We start from the raw sequence: 15,480 nt of genomic DNA on the forward strand, positions 1-15,480 counted from the left end.
ACGCACGGTAGCCGGACGCGCGGTAGCCGGACGCGCGGCGAGGAGGGGCGCCCCGCGCGGGACGCCCCTCCTCACCGTGGTGGCTACTCCTGCTTCTTGCGCCGGCTGCCGAAGACGATCTCGTCCCAGCTCGGCACGGTGGCCCGGCGCCCGGGCCGGACGCCGTCCGCCTCGGCCTGCCGGTCGGTGGTGCCGACCAGCCGCTCGCGGTGCGGGGCGACGGCGCGCGGCATCAGGATGTCCGCGTACGCCGAACCCGCGCCGACCGCGGGCGCGGCGGCGGCCGCCTCCTCGTCCTCCTCGGCGACCTCGGCGGGCACCACCGGTTCGATCGAGGGCGGCGCGCCGACGGCGAGGTCGCCGCGGAAGGCCGGGACGACGTCGAGCAGGCTGGTCAGCGAGTCGCGCGAGTCGGCGGTGGCCTCGCGGGCCTCGCGCACCTCGCGGGCGGACATGATGCGGTCGGCGGACGGCCGGTCGATCATCGGGCGCGGCGGCCGGTCCTGGGGGAGCCGGGCGATCCGCGGGATGAACGGGAAGACCGACTCCTCCTCGCGCTCGACGTTCTCGCCGATCAGCGCCCGGGCCTCGTCGTCGTTCGGCTGCACCAGGCGCCGCGGCGGGTCGTACGTCCAGGCGGCGCTGCGGCCCTCGCCGTCGGCCCGGTAGGAGAGGATGACCTCCCACGTGCCGTCGTCGCGCCGCCAGGAGTCCCAGCGCTCGGTGTCCTTCTCGGCGCCGCGCAGCGCGAGCCGCTCGGCGACGGCCTCGCCCAGCTGCGGTCCGGTGGACTCGCCGTGCCGGCGGATGGCGGTCTTGCGGGCCCGCTCGGCCATGAAGGCGCGCTCGGCGAGCACCGGTCCCTCGAAGCGGCGGACCCGGTCGACGGAGATGCCGGCGGCCTGCGCGACCTCCTCGGCGGAGGCACCGGCTCGTATCCGCGCCTGGATGTCGCGGGGGCGGAGGTGGCTCTCCACCTCGATCTCGATCTGGCCGAGGCGGGGACGGTCCCCCCGGATGGCGGCGCGCAGCCGCTCGTCGATGGGGAGGGTGTACTCCGTGCTGTCGGCAGCCTTGAGCACCAGCCGTGTGCCGTCGTTGCTGACGGCCACAACCCGCAGTTCGGGCACGGTTACCTCCCGGGTGGTGCCTGCCGACGTCACCTGCGTCGCTGCTCCCGTACTGAGTGTGGCCTGCCCGCTCGCGACTGGCCACAACCTTGCTGAGTTCCCCGGCGTGTCGGGCTCACGCCCGGGCTCGCCGCTGTGGCACGGTTGCCTTTTTGCCACGTCGCTCTTGACGTCGCGCCTGGGTGTCCCGGCCGTACTCGCACGCGCAGTGAACGCGACGTTCCGGGACGGGCGTCGCCGTGCGTGCCTGTGCCGTGGCTCCTTGTCAAGCTGCCGGTTGATGGGCAGTCGACAAGTCGACCCAAGGCTCAGGCTTTACGAACAGTACTCCATTCGTGGCATCCGAAGGGGCGGCTCGCCGCTCAAGTCTCCCGCGATTCACGGGAATCTCAAGAGCGCGCTCCGCCGATGGCGGACGATCCACCGGTGAACGGTGATCATCTTCACATATATCTCCCGCGCGGAACCGCATTTTCGTCCCTTGTGTCCTTCTTTGAGCAAGATGGAGTGACTTGTTCGAAGAACGGTCGTACGGACCCGAGGGATGTCGATGCCGGAGCAGCGGGCCGCCGGGAGGCCGGTCGAGGAGGGTGGCGGAGAAGGTCGCGGGCGAATTGACCTGAGTGTGGCTCAGGTCGCGGCGAGCGCGCTCGCCGCCGTGGTGGGGGCGCTGCTCGCCTCCGAACTCGGCGTCTACGGCACCATTCTGGGCGCGGCGGTGGTGAGTGTCGGAGCCACCACCGGTGGGGCGGTGTTCCAACACGTCTTCAAACGCACCGGCGAACAACTGCGCGACGCGGTGGAGCGGAGCGGCCCCGGTCCGGCCGTGAACGAACTCCGCCAGGTCCCCGCGGCCGCCGATTCGACCGCCGCGACCGCCGTTCGCACCGCCGGCCCGGCCGCCGGACCGCCCGCCGGCCCGGCCCTCGCGCCGGCGCCCGCCGCGGAGTGGAACGCGCCGCGGGTGGTCCGGGCGCGCCGGCGGTGGACGTGGCGGACGTACGCCGTGGTGTCCGGGCTGGTCTTCGTCCTGGCGATGGCGCCGATCGTCGGCTTCGAACTGGCCACCGGGCAGCCGGTGTCGGCCACGGTGAAGGGGGAGTCGGGCAGCGGCACCTCGCTGGGCGGCACGGTGGGGCCGAGGTCCTCCGGCCCGTCGGCGCCGGCCGAGCGGCCGGCCGGCGTGCCCCCGGCCGGGGCCCCCGGCGGTTCGTCGCCGTCGGCCGGGAAGGACGGCGGCGACCCGGCCCCCGTCAGCCCGTCCCACCGTCCGAGTACCGGGAGCGGCGGCACGGCCTCCCCGTCGGCGGGCCCGAGCCCGTCGCCGTCCGGCAGCCCGTCCTCCTCGGCCGAGCCGTCCGGCGGGGCGACTCCGCGGCCGCCCGCGCCGAGCGGCGCCCCGGCCGCGGTCCCGCCGCCGGCCGTCGCCCCGTCCGCGCCGCCGGCCGGATGAGGGGAAGCGCCTTATGCGCCGAGGACGCGTCGCAGGTAGTCGTTGCCGAAGCGGCGCTGCGGGTCGAGCTCGTCCCGCAGCGCCGTGAAGTCGGCGAAGTGCGGGTAGACCTCGGCGAGGTAGCCGGCGTCGCGGGTGTGCAGCTTGCCCCAGTGCGGCCGGCCCCGGTGGGCGGTCATCAGCTTCTCGACCTCGGTGAAGTACCCCTGCTCGGCGGTGCCCCGGTAGAGGTGGACGGCGATGTAGGCGCTGTCCCGGCCGTTGGCGGTGGAGAGCCAGAGGTCGTCGGCGGGGGCGAACCGCACCTCGACCGGGAAGCTGATCCGCCAGTCGGACCGTTCGATCATCGCCTTCAGCTCGCGCAGCACCTCGGCGACCTCGCCGCGCGGCACCGCGTACTCCATCTCGATGAACCGGACCTTGCGCGGGCTGGTGAACACCTTGTACGCGGTGTCGGTGTAGCTGCGGTCCGACCAGGCGCGGCTGGCCAGCGAGGCGATGGTGGGCACGGCGGCGGGGAAGCGCCGGCCGACCCGGCAGGCCCCCTCCCAGACCGTGTTGGAGAGGAAGTCGTCCTCCAGCCACTCCTTGAACCGGGGCAGCGGGGCGGCCGGGCCCTGGCTGCGGTTGTTGCGCTTGGTGGAACAGCGGTCGGTGTGCGGGAACCAGTAGAACTCGAAGTGCTCGTTGACCGAGGTGAGGTCGTCGAGCCGGTCCAGCACCTCGTCGAAGCGCATCGGCTGCTCGTGCGCGGTGAGCAGGAAGGCCGGTTCGACGGCGAGGGTGAGCGCGGTGATCACGCCGAGCGCGCCGAGGCCGAGCCGGGCGCCCTGGAAGAGCCGTGGGTTCTCGGTGGGGGAGCAGTGCCGGACGGTGCCGTCGGCGAGGACGATCTCCAGTGCGCGGATCTGGGCGGCGAGGGAGCCGGAGTCGCGGCCGGTGCCGTGGGTGCCGGTGCTGGTGGCGCCGGCCACGGTCTGCACCTCGATGTCGCCCATGTTGGTGAGCGAGAGCCCGGCGGCGGCGAGCAGCCGGTTGAGCCGGGCCAGGGGCAGGCCGGCCTCGACGGTGACGGTGCCGGCCTCTCGGTCGACGGCACGGACGGCGGTCAGCGCGTGCGGGCGGACCAGGACGCCGTCGCCGGCCGAGGCGATCGAGGTGAAGGAGTGGCCGGAGCCGACGGCCTTGACGGTGCGGCCCTGGTCGGCGGCGCGCAGGATCTCCTTGGCCAGTTCCTCCGCGGTGCCGGGCGTGACCACCTTGGCCGGGTGGGCGCTCTGGTTGCCGGCCCAGTTGGTCCAGCGGGCGCGGGGTGCGGTACTGGCCTGGGGCATGTGGTGCCTCCTGCTCCGTGGCCGAACGGCGTCGGCTCGCTCCGGGGCGGCCGGCCCGCCCTGCGGTCTCCCTACCCGCGGGTAGGCCCACGGGTAGGGAGAGAGTAGTCAGTTCACCGTTCGAGGTCTACGGTCTGTCCGGCGGGCTCGGCGGTCCTGGGGGCGGCGATGCCGGCTCGCAGGCGGCCCAGCCCGGCGAGGGCGGCGAGGACGCCGAACGCCCCGGCGACCAGGGGCACCCAGTAGCCGGCGGCGGCGCCCGCGGCGTCGACCACCCAGCCCCCGGCCGCGGACCCGAACGCGACGCCGAGGGCGAGCCCGGTGGTGGTCCAGGCCATGCCCTCGGTGAGCTGGCCGGCCGGGACGAGCCGTTCGACCAGGGCCATCGCGGAGATCAGGGTGGGGGAGATGGCGAGGCCGGCGATCAGCAGGGCGGCGCCGACGACGAGCAGCCCGCCCACGCCCTGCACGGTCGAGGCGACGAGCAGGACCGGGATCATGCTGAGCGCCATCAACAGCACCCCGACGAAGAAGCGGTTGGCCAGCGAGCCCTTCGGCTTGAGCGCGCCGTAGACCATGCCGGCCAGGCCGGAGCCGAGCGCCCACACGGCGAGGACGGTGCCGGCGAGCCCCTCGTTGTCCTGGGCCTTGGCGAAGGCGACGGTGACGATCTCGACCGAGCCGAAGATCGCACCGGTGGCGATGAAGGTGAGCACCAGGACGACCAGGCCGCCGTTGCGGATGGCGCTGCCGCCGCTGTGGGCGGAGGCGGGGTGGACCGGCGGTTCGGTGCGGCGCTGGGCGGTGAACAGGGCGATGCCGACGGTGAACGCGACGACGGCGGCGAGCACGCCGGACTCGGGGAAGACGTTGGTGGCCAGGCTGACGGCGACGATCGGGCCGACCATGAAGCAGAACTCGTCGACCACCGCCTCGAAGGAGTAGGCGGTGTGCAGCCGGTCCGGCTCGTCCCGGTAGAGGTGGGCCCAGCGGGCGCGGACCATGGCGCCGGCGCTGGGCATCACGCCCATGCCGACGGCGAACAGGAACAGCGTCCAGGACGGTGCGTCGAAGTGCGCGCTGAGCAGCAGTCCGATCGCGGCGGCCACGGTGACGGCGGCGGCGGGCAGGGCGACCCGGCGCTGCCCGTGCCGGTCGATGAGCCAGGAGACCATCGGCCCCAGCACGCCGGCGGCGATCGCCAGCGTGGCCGACACCGCGCCCGCCACCCCGAACGACCCTCTCTGCTCGGAGAGCATCGTCACGATGCCGATCCCGGTCATGGAGATCGGCAGCCGGGCTATGAACCCGGCGGAGGAGAAGGCCAGGGTGCCGGGGGCGGCGAAGATCTGGCGGTAGCTGGAGAGCACGGGGGAGCTCCGTGGAGGTAAGGAACGAGGCTGGCCAACACAGCTTACGTACCTTGGCAAACGGTATTTTCCGGACATCCGCGCGGCCCCGCCGACGGTCTCCGCCCCCTCAATGGCAGGATCGGTGCCATGTCCGACGCGCGCAATCCCTCACCCTCCGGCGCCGCTCCGTACGACGCCCTGCTGCTGCTCTCCTTCGGCGGGCCCGAGGCCCCCGAGGACGTCGTCCCGTTCCTGGAGAACGTCACCCGCGGCCGCGGCATCCCCAAGGAGCGGCTGAAGGAGGTGGGCAAGCACTACTTCATGTTCGGCGGGGTCAGCCCCATCAACGAGCAGAACCGCGAGCTGCTCGCCGCCCTGCGCAAGGACTTCGCCGAGCACGGCCTCGGCCTCCCGGTCTACTGGGGCAACCGGAACTGGGCGCCCTACCTGGTCGACACCCTGCGCGAGATCGCCGCCGACGGCCACCGCCGGATCGCCGTCCTCGCCACCAGCGCCTACGCCGGCTACTCGGGCTGCCGCCAGTACCGGGAGAACCTCGCCGACGCGCTGGCGCGGCTCGCCGAGGAGGGCCTGCCCGAGCTGCGGGTGGACAAGCTGCGGCACTTCTACAACCACCCCGGGTTCGTCGAGCCGATGGTCGAGGCCACCCTCGCGGCCCTGGAGGGGCTGCCCGAGGACGTCCGGTCCGGCGCCCGGCTGGCGTTCACCACCCACTCCATCCCGGACACCATGGCCGAGACCTCCGGCGCCCCGGACGACCCGGCCCGCGGCCGGCCCGGCGGCGCCTACGTCGCCCAGCACCTGGACGTCGCCCGCCTGATCGCCGCCGCCGTGGCCGAGCGCACCGGCGTCGCGGACCGGCCCTGGGAGCTGGTCTTCCAGAGCCGCAGCGGCGCCCCGCACATCCCGTGGCTGGAGCCCGACATCTGCGACCACCTGGAGGCGCAGCACGCCGAGGGCGCGCCCGCCGTCGTGATGGTCCCGATCGGCTTCGTCTCCGACCACATGGAGGTCAAGTACGACCTGGACACCGAGGCGGTGGCCAAGGCCGCCGAACTGGGCCTGCCGGTCGCCCGCGCCGCCACCGTCGGCGCCGACCCCCGGTTCACCGCCGCGGTGCGCGACCTCGTCCTGGAGCGGGCCGCCGCCGAGCGCGGCGAGGCCGTGACCCGCTGCGCCCTGGGCACGCTCGGCCCCAGCCACGACGTGTGCGCGGTCGCCTGCTGCCCCAACCCGCGCGCCCCCCGCCCGGCCGCCGCCGAGCGCTGAACCCCGTTCCGAGGAGAACCCGTGCCCAGCCCCGAACTGCTCGACGAACTGCTCGACGTCGCCCTGGACGCCGCCCGGCAGGCGGGCGCCCTGCTGCGCGACGGCCGGCCCGCCGACCTGGGCGTGGCGGGCACCAAGAGCAGCCCGGTCGACGTGGTCACCGAGATGGACCTCGCCTCCGAGAAGCTGGTCCTGGAGCTGATCGGCGGCCGCCGCCCGGCGGACGGCTACCTCGGTGAGGAGGGCGCCGAGCGGCCCGGCACCAGCGGGGTCCGCTGGGTGGTCGACCCGCTCGACGGCACCGTCAACTACCTGTACGGGCTGCCCTCCTGGGCCGTCAGCGTGGCCGCCGAGCTGGACGGCGAGGCGGTCGTCGGCGTGGTGTTCGCCCCGGCGCGCGGCGAGCTGTTCCACGCCGTGCGGGGCCGCGGCGCCCACCTGGACGGCCGGCCGATCGCGGCCCGGCCGGCCCCGCCGTGGGGGCAGGCGCTGATCGGCACCGGCTTCAACTACGTGCAGCGGGTGCGGGTCCGGCAGGCCGAGGTGCTGCTGGCCCTGATGCCGGAGGTCCGCGACGTCCGCCGGGGCGGGGCCGCCGCGGTGGACCTCTGCGACGTCGCGGCCGGCCGGCTGGACGGGTACTACGAGCGCGGGTTGGCCCCCTGGGACCGGGCGGCCGGCTGCCTGATCGCCGCCGAGGCCGGCGCCCTGGTCGGCGGCCGTCCGGGCCACGGCCCGGACGGCGAGCTGACCGTCGCCGCCGCACCCGGCGTCTACGAGCCGCTCCAGGAGCGGCTGGCCGCGCTGCGCGCCTGGGCGGACTGAGGCGGGTTCCGGGGCGGCCGCTCCGGGCGGCCACTCCCGGCCCTCCCGGCGCGGCTCTCCCGGCCCTCCCGGACCGGCTTTCCCGGCACGGCTCCCCCGGCCCTCCCGGACCGGCCCTCCCGGGCCGGCTTCCCGGCACGGCTGTTCCCGGGCTGACACGGCCGTTCCCGGACAAGCGAAGAGCCCTGGCACACGGGGGATGCCAGGGCTTGGGTTTCGCACGGCCCCCGCAGGGCCGCTGGTGCCGGAGGTCCGGCGACGGGTCGGGCGGGTCGGGTGGATCAGGCGGCGGTGCGGTGGCGCTCCAGCACCGTGTCCACGCCGTGTTCGGCGGCGAGCCGGCGCAGATCGTCCAGCTCGGACTGCTCCACCTCGGCCAGGAATTCGTCCCCGGCCTCGATCGCGCGGTGCAGATCCTGCTCGGCGTTGGCTATGCGCTGCAGGATTCCGGCGGTGAAGGCGTCCATACGGGCCCCCTTACTGTGTCGGACGTGCACGTTCGTGCGTCCCCCGCCCCAGGGTGGTGGTGCCAGCGGCAGCGTCCGGTCCGGCAGGTCGAGATCTCCGGTCGGGCGCGGAGACGGCCCTCGGCCGCTCCCGGTGACGTCCCAGCCCCAGGGCCGGCGCGGATGAACGCACGGCGGGTGGGTGCGATCGGCCTACCAGCCAGATCGCGGGTGTGCACCTGTCCTCCCCGCCCCCGGCCGGAGGAAACCTCCCCGGGCGAGAAAGTTGCCTGTGTCACAGTCCAACCGGAGTGCTCCCGACACGAACCGCGGCCCCCGCCGTGATCGCGCCGAGCCGGCGTCCTTGCCTCCGGGGCAGCTTATCGCTGCTTTACCGCGGGACCAGGCAGGATGGAGGCACCGTCGGAGCCGTGCGTCCGCTTCCGGGGCCGGCCTGGAGAAGGGACAACGACCGTGCGGGTTCTCGTCGTCGAGGACGAGCAGCTGCTCGCCGAGGCCGTCGCGACCGGCCTGCGCCGCGAGGCGATGGCCGTCGACGTGGTGTACGACGGGGAGGCCGCGCTCCAGCGCATCGCGGTCAACGACTACGACGTGGTGGTCCTCGACCGCGACCTGCCGCTGGTCCACGGGGACGACGTCTGCCGCAGCGTGGTCGACCAGGGCCTGGCCACGCGGGTGATCATGCTGACCGCCTCCGGCGACATCAGCGACCGGGTCGAGGGCCTGGAGATCGGCGCCGACGACTACCTGCCGAAGCCGTTCGCCTTCAGCGAACTCGTCGCCCGGGTAAGGGCGCTGGGCCGCCGGGCGACCGTCCCGCTGCCGCCGGTGCTGGAGCGCGCCGGCATCTCGCTCGACCCCGGACGCCGCGAGGTCATCCGCGACGGACGGCCCGTCCAGCTCGCCCCCAAGGAGTTCGCGGTCCTGGAGGTGCTGATGCGGGCCGGCGGCGCCGTCGTCTCCGCCGAGCAGCTACTCGAGAAGGCCTGGGACGAGCACACCGACCCCTTCACCAACGTCGTCCGGGTCACCGTGATGACCCTGCGCCGCAAGCTCGGTGACCCGCCGGTGATCGTCACCGTGCCGGGCTCCGGCTACCGGATCTGACCCCGCCGGCCACCGCGCCGGCCCACCGCGCCCGCCGCCCGGCGGACGCCCCGAGAGGAACACCATGACCACCCCGCCCCCGGCCGGCGGGCCCTCCGGCGCGCCCGCCGGCGGCCCGCGCGCCGTACCGCCCAAGCCCGTGCACCCGCCGCGCGCCCCCCGGCTGCACCACGCGCACGACACCTACGTCCCCGGCGACGGCATGCTCGCCTGGCTGCCCTTCCGCCCCACCATCCGGATGCGGCTCACCCTGCTCTACGGCGGGATGTTCCTGATGGCCGGCGTGGTGCTGCTGCTGCTGATGTACTTCTTCGTCCGGCAGGCCTTCCACGACGCGGCGCTGCCCACCATCAAGTTCGCCCCCGGCCTGGTCGCGACCCTGCCCGACGGCACCCAGATCCCGGCCGACCGCCTGGGAGCGCTGCAGACCGGCCAGTCCAACGGCGCCCTCAACACCCTGCTGCGCAAGTCCCTCACCGTGCTGGTCTGCCTCGCCGTGATCGCCTTCGTGCTCGGCTACGCGCTGGCCGGCCGGGTGCTGCGCCCGCTCGGCCGGATCACCCGCACCGCCCGCGAGGTCGCCTCCTCCGACCTGCACCGGCGGATCGAGCTGGACGGCCCGGACGACGAGCTCAAGGAGCTCGCCGACACCTTCGACGACATGCTCGACCGGCTGGACCGCTCGTTCGACTCCCAACGCCGCTTCGTCGCCAACGCCTCGCACGAGTTGCGCACCCCGCTGGCGATCAACCGCACCCTGCTGGAGGTCCAGCTCTCCGACCCGGCCGCCTCGCCCGACCTCCAGCAGCTCGGCAAGACGCTGCTGGCCACCAACGAGCGCAGCGAGCAGCTGGTGGAGGGCCTGCTGCTGCTCGCCCGCAGCGAGAACGAGCTGACCGACCGCCGCGCGGTGGAGCTCTCCGAGGTCGCCACCCGGGCGCTGGAACAGACCCGGGCCGAGGCCGGCAAGCGCGAGGTCGAGCTGCGTTCCGAGCTGCACCCGGCCACCGTCGGCGGCAACGGCGTCCTGCTGGAGCGGCTCGCGCTCAACCTGCTGCAGAACGCGGTGCGCTACAACGTCGCCGGCGGCTGGGTGGAGATCACCACGGCCCTGGCGCCCGGCGGCGCGGGCGAGCTGGTGGTCTCCAACACCGGCCCGGTCGTCCCCGGCTACGAGCTGGAGCACATCTTCGAGCCGTTCCGCCGGGTCAAGGGCGCCGACCGCACCCGCAGCGACAAGGGCGTCGGACTCGGACTCTCGATCGTCCGCTCGGTGGTCCGGGCGCACGGAGGCACCATCGAGGCCGCCCCGCGCCCCGGAGGGGGCCTCACCATGCGGGTGCGCATCCCGGGAGCCTGAGCCGCCCCCGGGGCCCTCCTCGCCCCCGTTGCGCCGTTCGGGTGCCCCCCGCTCCGCGCGCCGATCATCGCGAGCCGCCCCCGTCAGGCCTGTCAAGACGACATAAGGCCTGGCGGGGGCGGCTTGTCTTTTCCGGCCCGGGCAACTTACGGTGTCGTAACCTACGCAACCGTAGGTCAATCCCGACTGCGCGTCCCCCGACGTGCCCGCCCAACGCGCCCGTCCCGCGCGTGCCCCTTCCCCCAGGAGCAAGACCGTGACCATCGCCCCCGTGCAGCGCACCGCCTCCCTCGGTTCGAGCGCCTGGACCGACGCGCGGCTGATCATGGCCCTCGAAGAGGTGGTGGAGAAGGAGCTCAACCGCCACCTCAAGGTCGCCAAGGACTGGATGCCGCACGAGTTCATCCCGTGGAGCCAGGGCCGCGACTTCGACGGCGTGCTGGGCGGCGAGGCCTGGTCGGTGGAGCAGTCCAAGGTGACCCCGCTCGGCCGCGTCTCGCTGGTCGTCAACCTGCTCACCGAGGACAACCTCCCCAGCTACCACCACGAGATCGCGACCATGTTCGGCCGCGAGGGCGCCTGGGGCACCTGGGTGCACCGCTGGACCGCCGAGGAGGGGCGGCACGGCATAGCCATCCGCGACTTCCTGCTCGCCACCCGGGCCGTCGACCCGAACGAGCTGGAGCGGGCCCGGATGAGCCACATGTCGGAGGGCTTCGAGTCCGACAACGCGCACAGCATGCTCCACTCGGTGGCCTACGTGGCCTTCCAGGAGCTCGCCACCCGCATCTCGCACCGCAACACCGGCCACCACGCCGGCGACCCGCTCTGCGACCAGCTGCTCGCGAAGATCGCGAACGACGAGAACCTGCACATGGTCTTCTACCGGAACCTGCTGAAGGCCGCGCTGGAGATCGCCCCCGACCAGGCCATGCGGGCCATCGCCGACGTGGTCACCAACTTCCGGATGCCCGGCCACGGCATCCCCGGCTTCGAGCGGGCCGCCGCCCAGATCGCCATCGGCGGCGTCTACAACCTGCGCATCCACCACGACGACGTGCTGCAGCCGGTGCTGCGCCACCTCAAGGTCATGGAGGTCTCCGGCCTCGGTCCGGACGGCCTGCGGGCCCAGGACGAGCTCGGCGTCTTCCTCGGCGGGCTGGACGCGCAGGCGACCAAGTTCGACGAGCGGCAGGCCGCGCTGCTGGCGCGCCGGGCCGCGCGGCAGGCCGCCCGGTAGCGGACGGGTCGGGCGCCGGGGACCGTCCGGTCCCGGGCGCGCCACGACCGCCCGGCGGAAGCGGCCGGACACGAACCGCGGCGCGCGGGGGCGAGGATCCGACCGCTCCGCTTGGGTGGGTTTTCCGTGGTTTGCCCTGGAAGATTCAGAACGTGACCAAGGTCACACCGTGTCGCGGTCCGGGTCCGGCCGACCCCGGAGTGTGATCATGGTCGTGGGCGCCCCGGTCGCCGTCCGTGAGGGGACCGGCCGCCCGGGCGACTCCGGTGGATCGACGGTCGCCCCTGGTGGGCAAGGGAATTGGCGGACGCTCGCGCGGCCGCCGATCACTGTGCGTGTCGACTGCGCGGTCCCGACCGCGGGCCGGTGATGGCCCAGCGTGAGGCCCCCCGTCCCCGAGCGGATCACCCCAACGGACCCCTGGCTGAGTGTCGATTGAGTAACAGGGCTTGAAGTAAGGCAAAATCTCCGCCTCGGGTCGGGCACAAGACCGACCCCCCATGCGTTACGTGCGCTGGAGATACCGCACACACCGCACAACCCGGAGGGGGAGAGCGAAAAATGGCAACGGACTACGACACCCCACGCAAGACCGATGACGACCTCAACGAGGACAGCATCGAGGAACTGAAGGCTCGGCGGAACGAGAAGACCGGCAGCTCGGTCGACGTCGACGAGTTCGAGGCGGCCGAGGGCCTGGAGCTCCCCGGCGCCGACCTCTCGAACGAGGAGCTCTCCGTCCGGGTGCTGCCGCGCCAGGCCGACGAGTTCACCTGCATGAGCTGCTTCCTGGTGCACCACCGCAGCCAGCTGTACAGCGAGAAGAACGGCAACCCGATCTGCCGGGACTGCGGCGCCTGAGAACGAGGGCGGCCATGGTCCGGGCCTCGCAGCCAGCGAGACCGGCACACCGTCCCTTCCGGCCCCGGGCAGCGGGGCCGGACGGCAGCTCCGGCGGCCGCCGAGGCGGACGCACCGGCAGTACGGAGTCAGGTAGTACCAGCGCCACACCCCGCACCGCGCGTCGTGCCGCACCTCGGGCGGCACCTCGTGCGGTACGGAGAAGAAGGGGACGGTCCCGCGTCGCGGAACCGTCCCCCTCCGTTTTCCGGGGCCCTGTGGCCGGCGTGCCCCGCGTGCCGGGTGCGTCCCGGGTTTCCCCGGTCAGGTGCGGGCGCCGCGGCGCGCCTCGTCCAGCGCCTCGGCCAGCTTCATCGGCGAGCGGGTCGACAGATAGAGGTACGGCGTCGGGTCGGCCGGGTCGCTCACCTCGATCCGCAGCGCGGTGGGGACGTAGCTGCGCAGCAGCATGAAGGCGCGCGGATCCGCGTCCCGGCCGCGCCAGGCCACCGCCTCGGCGGGGCTGAGCGGGTGCGCTGCGCCGAGGGCGTCGACCGGGATCCGGGCCCGGCCCGCGACCAGCGAGCCCTGCACCACGCGGATCCGGGCGGAGCCGTAGCTGCTGATCGCGGCCGCGCCGGCGGCGATGCCGACCACCAGCCCGGCCAGCGCGCCCACCGCGCTGAGACGCAGCAGGATCAACGCGAGCGTGAGCCCGATCGCGACCGGGAGCAACCACCAGGAGCGCGGCACGGTGAGGCGTTCGTCGTACATGCCCCCATTGTGGTCGCCGTGACGGGCGCCCAGGGACGGCACCCCCGGTCCCGCCGTGGCTACCGGTCGGTAGGGTTGGGCGCCGTGACCGGTTCCACCGCCCCCGCCTCCCCGTCCACGCCGACGGCCCCCACGCCGATGCCGCCCTCGCCGACCACGCCGCCGCCGGACGCCGTCCTGCCGCCGCGCGCCCCCGAGGCTCCGGCCCCGGGCACCAGGCTCGGCTCGCACTACGAGCACTGCTTCGGCTGCGGCCCGCAGCACCCCGGCGGCCTGCGGATCGAAGCGGTGGCCGGCGAAGGGCTCGACGTCACCGCCGAGTTCGTGGTGCGCGACGTCCACCAGGGCGGCCCCGGCCTGGCCCACGGCGGCCTGCTGACCACCGCGATGGACGAGACGCTCGGCTCGCTGAACTGGCTGCTGCACGCCCCCGCCGTCACCGGCCGGCTGGAGACCGACTTCCTCCGCCCCGTCCCCGTCGGCTCCCTGCTGCACGTGCGCGCCCGGATCACCGGGGTGCACGGCCGCAAGATCTACAGCGCCGCGGAGGCGCGGATCGGCGGCCCGGACGGACCGGTCGCGCTGAGGGCGCAGGCACTCTTCATCGAGGTGAAGCTGGAACACTTCACCAAGCACGGTCGTCCCGAGGACATCGAGAAGGTCCTCGACGACCCGGATCTGATGAAGCGCGCCCGAGCCTTTGAGGTGAACCCTTGAGCAGCACCCCCCGCCCGCCCGTCGACGTTCTGATCAGGCGAATCGACGCCGAGCTGCCGCTGCCCGCGTACGCGCAGCCCGGCGACGCCGGCGCCGACCTGCGGACCACCGTCGACGCGGAGCTGGCCCCCGGCGAGCGCGCCGTCCTGCCCACCGGCATCGCCATCGCGCTGCCGGACGGCTACGCGGCGTTCGTCCACCCCCGGTCCGGGCTGGCAGCTCGTTGCGGAGTTGCCCTCGTGAACGCCCCGGGGACGGTCGATGCCGGGTACCGTGGAGAGATCAAGGTGATCGTCGTCAACCTGGACCCGCGCGAGGCGGTCAGCTTCCGCCGCGGGGACCGGATCGCCCAGCTGGTCGTCCAGCAGGTCGAGAAGGCCCGCTTCCACGAGGTGGCCGAACTGCCCGGGTCGGCACGAGCCGAGGGCGGGTTCGGGTCGACCGGCGGCCACGCCGCGGTCTAGGCTGCCCGCGGCCTCGCAGGAAGCCGAGCAGGTATTCGCATCGGTCTTGGACCGGGAAGGACAGTGACCGTGTTCCGTCGTCGCCAGAAGAGCGAGGACGCTGTCGAGCAGCTCGCCGACGACGCCATCAGCGCCGACGAGACGGCCGATGACGTCGAAGGTTCCGCCGAGAGCGAGAACGTGACCGAGCTGGACCCGGCCGACCGGGTCGGGCTGCCGCCGGCCCCGCGTCCGGACGGTCCGTGGGACTACTCCGAGCTGGAGAAGCCGGAGGAGGGCCGGGTCGACCTCGGGGGTCTGCTGGTCCCCGGTGTCGAGGGCATGGAGCTGCGGGTCGAGGTGGCCGGCGACGCGATCGTCGCCGCGACGCTGGTCCTCGGCAACAGCGCCATCCAGCTCCAGGCCTTCGCGGCCCCCAAGTCGGAGGGCATCTGGAGCGAGGTCCGCGAGGAGATCGCCAACGGCATCACCTCGCAGGGCGGCCTCGTCGAGGAGGAGGAGGGCCCGCTCGGCTGGCACCTCCGCGCCCAGGTCCCCGTACAACTGCCGGACGGCACCCAGGGCGTCCAGCTGGTGCGCTTCGTCGGCTGCGACGGGCCGCGCTGGTTCCTCCGCGGCGTGATTTCGGGCCAGGCCGCCGTGCAGCCCGAGATGGCCGGGATCCTGGAGCAGGTCTTCCAGCAGACGGTCGTCGTCCGCGGTGAGAGCCCGATGGCGCCCCGCGACCCGATCGTGCTGAAGCTCCCCGAGGACGCGCAGATGGTCGCCGACGGTGGCGGGGCAGCCGCCGCCGGCGAGGGCGACAGCCGCTTCGGCGGCAACGCGCTCGACCCGTTCGCCCGCGGCCCGGAGATCACCGAGGTCCGCTGAGCAGACGGCTCCGCCCGCTCCATCGCCCCCGCCCGGACCCCGGGCGGGGGCGATTTGCATGTGACGGGCCGGTCCCCGTACAGTTCCGGAGTCGCCGCGAGAGAGCGGGGGCAAGCGGAAAGCGAATCCGATGAATGAAACTCCGGAAAACGGGGCGGAAATCGTCTGATAAGCTGGAAACACGAAAGAACGAAGCGCCCGGAGGGCCCGCTGGAAGGCGGTCCGAAGGAAGTGTCCGTTCCTTGAGAACTCAACAG

General features: G+C 73.6%; 15 protein-coding genes. 10 read left to right on the forward strand and 5 right to left on the reverse strand.

Going from position 1 to position 15,480, the window contains the following annotated elements; all coding sequences use genetic code 11:
• Window positions 1–83: 83 nt before the first annotated feature.
• Complete coding sequence (gene sepH, locus ACFVHB_RS33020; protein WP_380329566.1) at window positions 84–1,163, reverse strand: septation protein SepH; 1,080 nt, start codon at window positions 1,161–1,163, stop codon at window positions 84–86.
• Between the two features lie 592 nt (window positions 1,164–1,755).
• Between sepH and ACFVHB_RS33025 the strand changes: the two genes are divergently transcribed.
• Window positions 1,756–2,583 (forward strand): hypothetical protein, encoded by an 828-nt coding sequence (locus ACFVHB_RS33025; protein ID WP_380329568.1) that lies wholly within the window; start codon window positions 1,756–1,758, stop codon window positions 2,581–2,583.
• Between the two features lie 11 nt (window positions 2,584–2,594).
• On the opposite strand, the gene ACFVHB_RS33030 is transcribed toward ACFVHB_RS33025, so the two are convergent.
• Together ACFVHB_RS33030 and ACFVHB_RS33035 are read right to left on the reverse strand one after the other, a co-directional pair.
• Window positions 2,595–3,917, reverse strand: coding sequence for a D-arabinono-1,4-lactone oxidase (locus ACFVHB_RS33030; RefSeq protein WP_380329570.1), 1,323 nt, complete (start codon window positions 3,915–3,917; stop codon window positions 2,595–2,597).
• 113 nt (window positions 3,918–4,030) lie between these two features.
• Entirely contained in the window at window positions 4,031–5,287 is a 1,257-nt protein-coding gene (locus tag ACFVHB_RS33035) for an MFS transporter (RefSeq protein WP_380329572.1), read from the reverse strand.
• 129 nt (window positions 5,288–5,416) lie between these two features.
• Between ACFVHB_RS33035 and ACFVHB_RS33040 the strand changes: the two genes are divergently transcribed.
• Entirely contained in the window at window positions 5,417–6,559 is a 1,143-nt protein-coding gene (locus tag ACFVHB_RS33040; RefSeq protein ID WP_380329574.1) for a ferrochelatase, read from the forward strand.
• 21 nt (window positions 6,560–6,580) lie between these two features.
• Window positions 6,581–7,384: an inositol monophosphatase family protein gene (locus ACFVHB_RS33045; protein WP_380329576.1), complete on the forward strand. Its 804-nt coding sequence runs from the start codon at window positions 6,581–6,583 to the stop codon at window positions 7,382–7,384.
• A gap of 281 nt (window positions 7,385–7,665) precedes the next feature.
• Here ACFVHB_RS33045 and ACFVHB_RS33050 read toward each other — a convergent pair whose 3' ends face one another.
• Window positions 7,666–7,851, reverse strand: a complete 186-nt coding sequence (locus ACFVHB_RS33050) for a hypothetical protein (RefSeq protein WP_030301315.1) — start codon at window positions 7,849–7,851, stop codon at window positions 7,666–7,668.
• 453 nt (window positions 7,852–8,304) lie between these two features.
• Between ACFVHB_RS33050 and ACFVHB_RS33055 the strand changes: the two genes are divergently transcribed.
• From ACFVHB_RS33055 to ACFVHB_RS33070, 4 genes are all read left to right on the forward strand, one after another.
• Entirely contained in the window at window positions 8,305–8,958 is a 654-nt protein-coding gene (locus ACFVHB_RS33055) for a response regulator transcription factor (RefSeq protein WP_148642660.1), read from the forward strand.
• Window positions 8,959–9,022: 64 nt separating this feature from the next.
• Window positions 9,023–10,318: a sensor histidine kinase gene (locus ACFVHB_RS33060; protein ID WP_380329578.1), complete on the forward strand. Its 1,296-nt coding sequence runs from the start codon at window positions 9,023–9,025 to the stop codon at window positions 10,316–10,318.
• 256 nt (window positions 10,319–10,574) lie between these two features.
• Window positions 10,575–11,558, forward strand: a complete 984-nt coding sequence (locus ACFVHB_RS33065) for an acyl-ACP desaturase (RefSeq protein WP_380329580.1) — start codon at window positions 10,575–10,577, stop codon at window positions 11,556–11,558.
• A 561-nt stretch (window positions 11,559–12,119) separates the two neighbouring features.
• Window positions 12,120–12,419, forward strand: a complete 300-nt coding sequence (locus tag ACFVHB_RS33070) for a DUF4193 domain-containing protein (RefSeq protein WP_148642658.1) — start codon at window positions 12,120–12,122, stop codon at window positions 12,417–12,419.
• Between the two features lie 303 nt (window positions 12,420–12,722).
• On the opposite strand, the gene ACFVHB_RS33075 is transcribed toward ACFVHB_RS33070, so the two are convergent.
• Complete coding sequence (locus ACFVHB_RS33075) at window positions 12,723–13,172, reverse strand: DUF3093 domain-containing protein (RefSeq protein ID WP_380329582.1); 450 nt, start codon at window positions 13,170–13,172, stop codon at window positions 12,723–12,725.
• Between the two features lie 138 nt (window positions 13,173–13,310).
• Here ACFVHB_RS33075 and ACFVHB_RS33080 point away from each other — a divergent pair, with 138 nt between their 5' ends.
• The 3 genes from ACFVHB_RS33080 (at window position 13,311) to ACFVHB_RS33090 (ending at window position 15,223) form a co-directional block, all read left to right on the forward strand.
• Window positions 13,311–13,889: a PaaI family thioesterase gene (locus ACFVHB_RS33080; RefSeq protein ID WP_380329588.1), complete on the forward strand. Its 579-nt coding sequence runs from the start codon at window positions 13,311–13,313 to the stop codon at window positions 13,887–13,889.
• Window positions 13,886–14,353: a dUTP diphosphatase gene (gene dut / locus ACFVHB_RS33085; RefSeq protein ID WP_380329584.1), complete on the forward strand. Its 468-nt coding sequence runs from the start codon at window positions 13,886–13,888 to the stop codon at window positions 14,351–14,353. Before ACFVHB_RS33080 ends, dut begins: the two co-directional genes overlap by 4 nt.
• 69 nt (window positions 14,354–14,422) lie before the next feature.
• Window positions 14,423–15,223, forward strand: coding sequence for a DUF3710 domain-containing protein (locus ACFVHB_RS33090; protein WP_380329586.1), 801 nt, complete (start codon window positions 14,423–14,425; stop codon window positions 15,221–15,223).
• Window positions 15,224–15,480: the final 257 nt, after the last annotated feature.

Origin of the sequence: Kitasatospora sp. NPDC127111, assembly GCF_042677465.1 — a bacterium.
In the GTDB taxonomy this organism is placed as follows: domain Bacteria; phylum Actinomycetota; class Actinomycetes; order Streptomycetales; family Streptomycetaceae; genus Kitasatospora.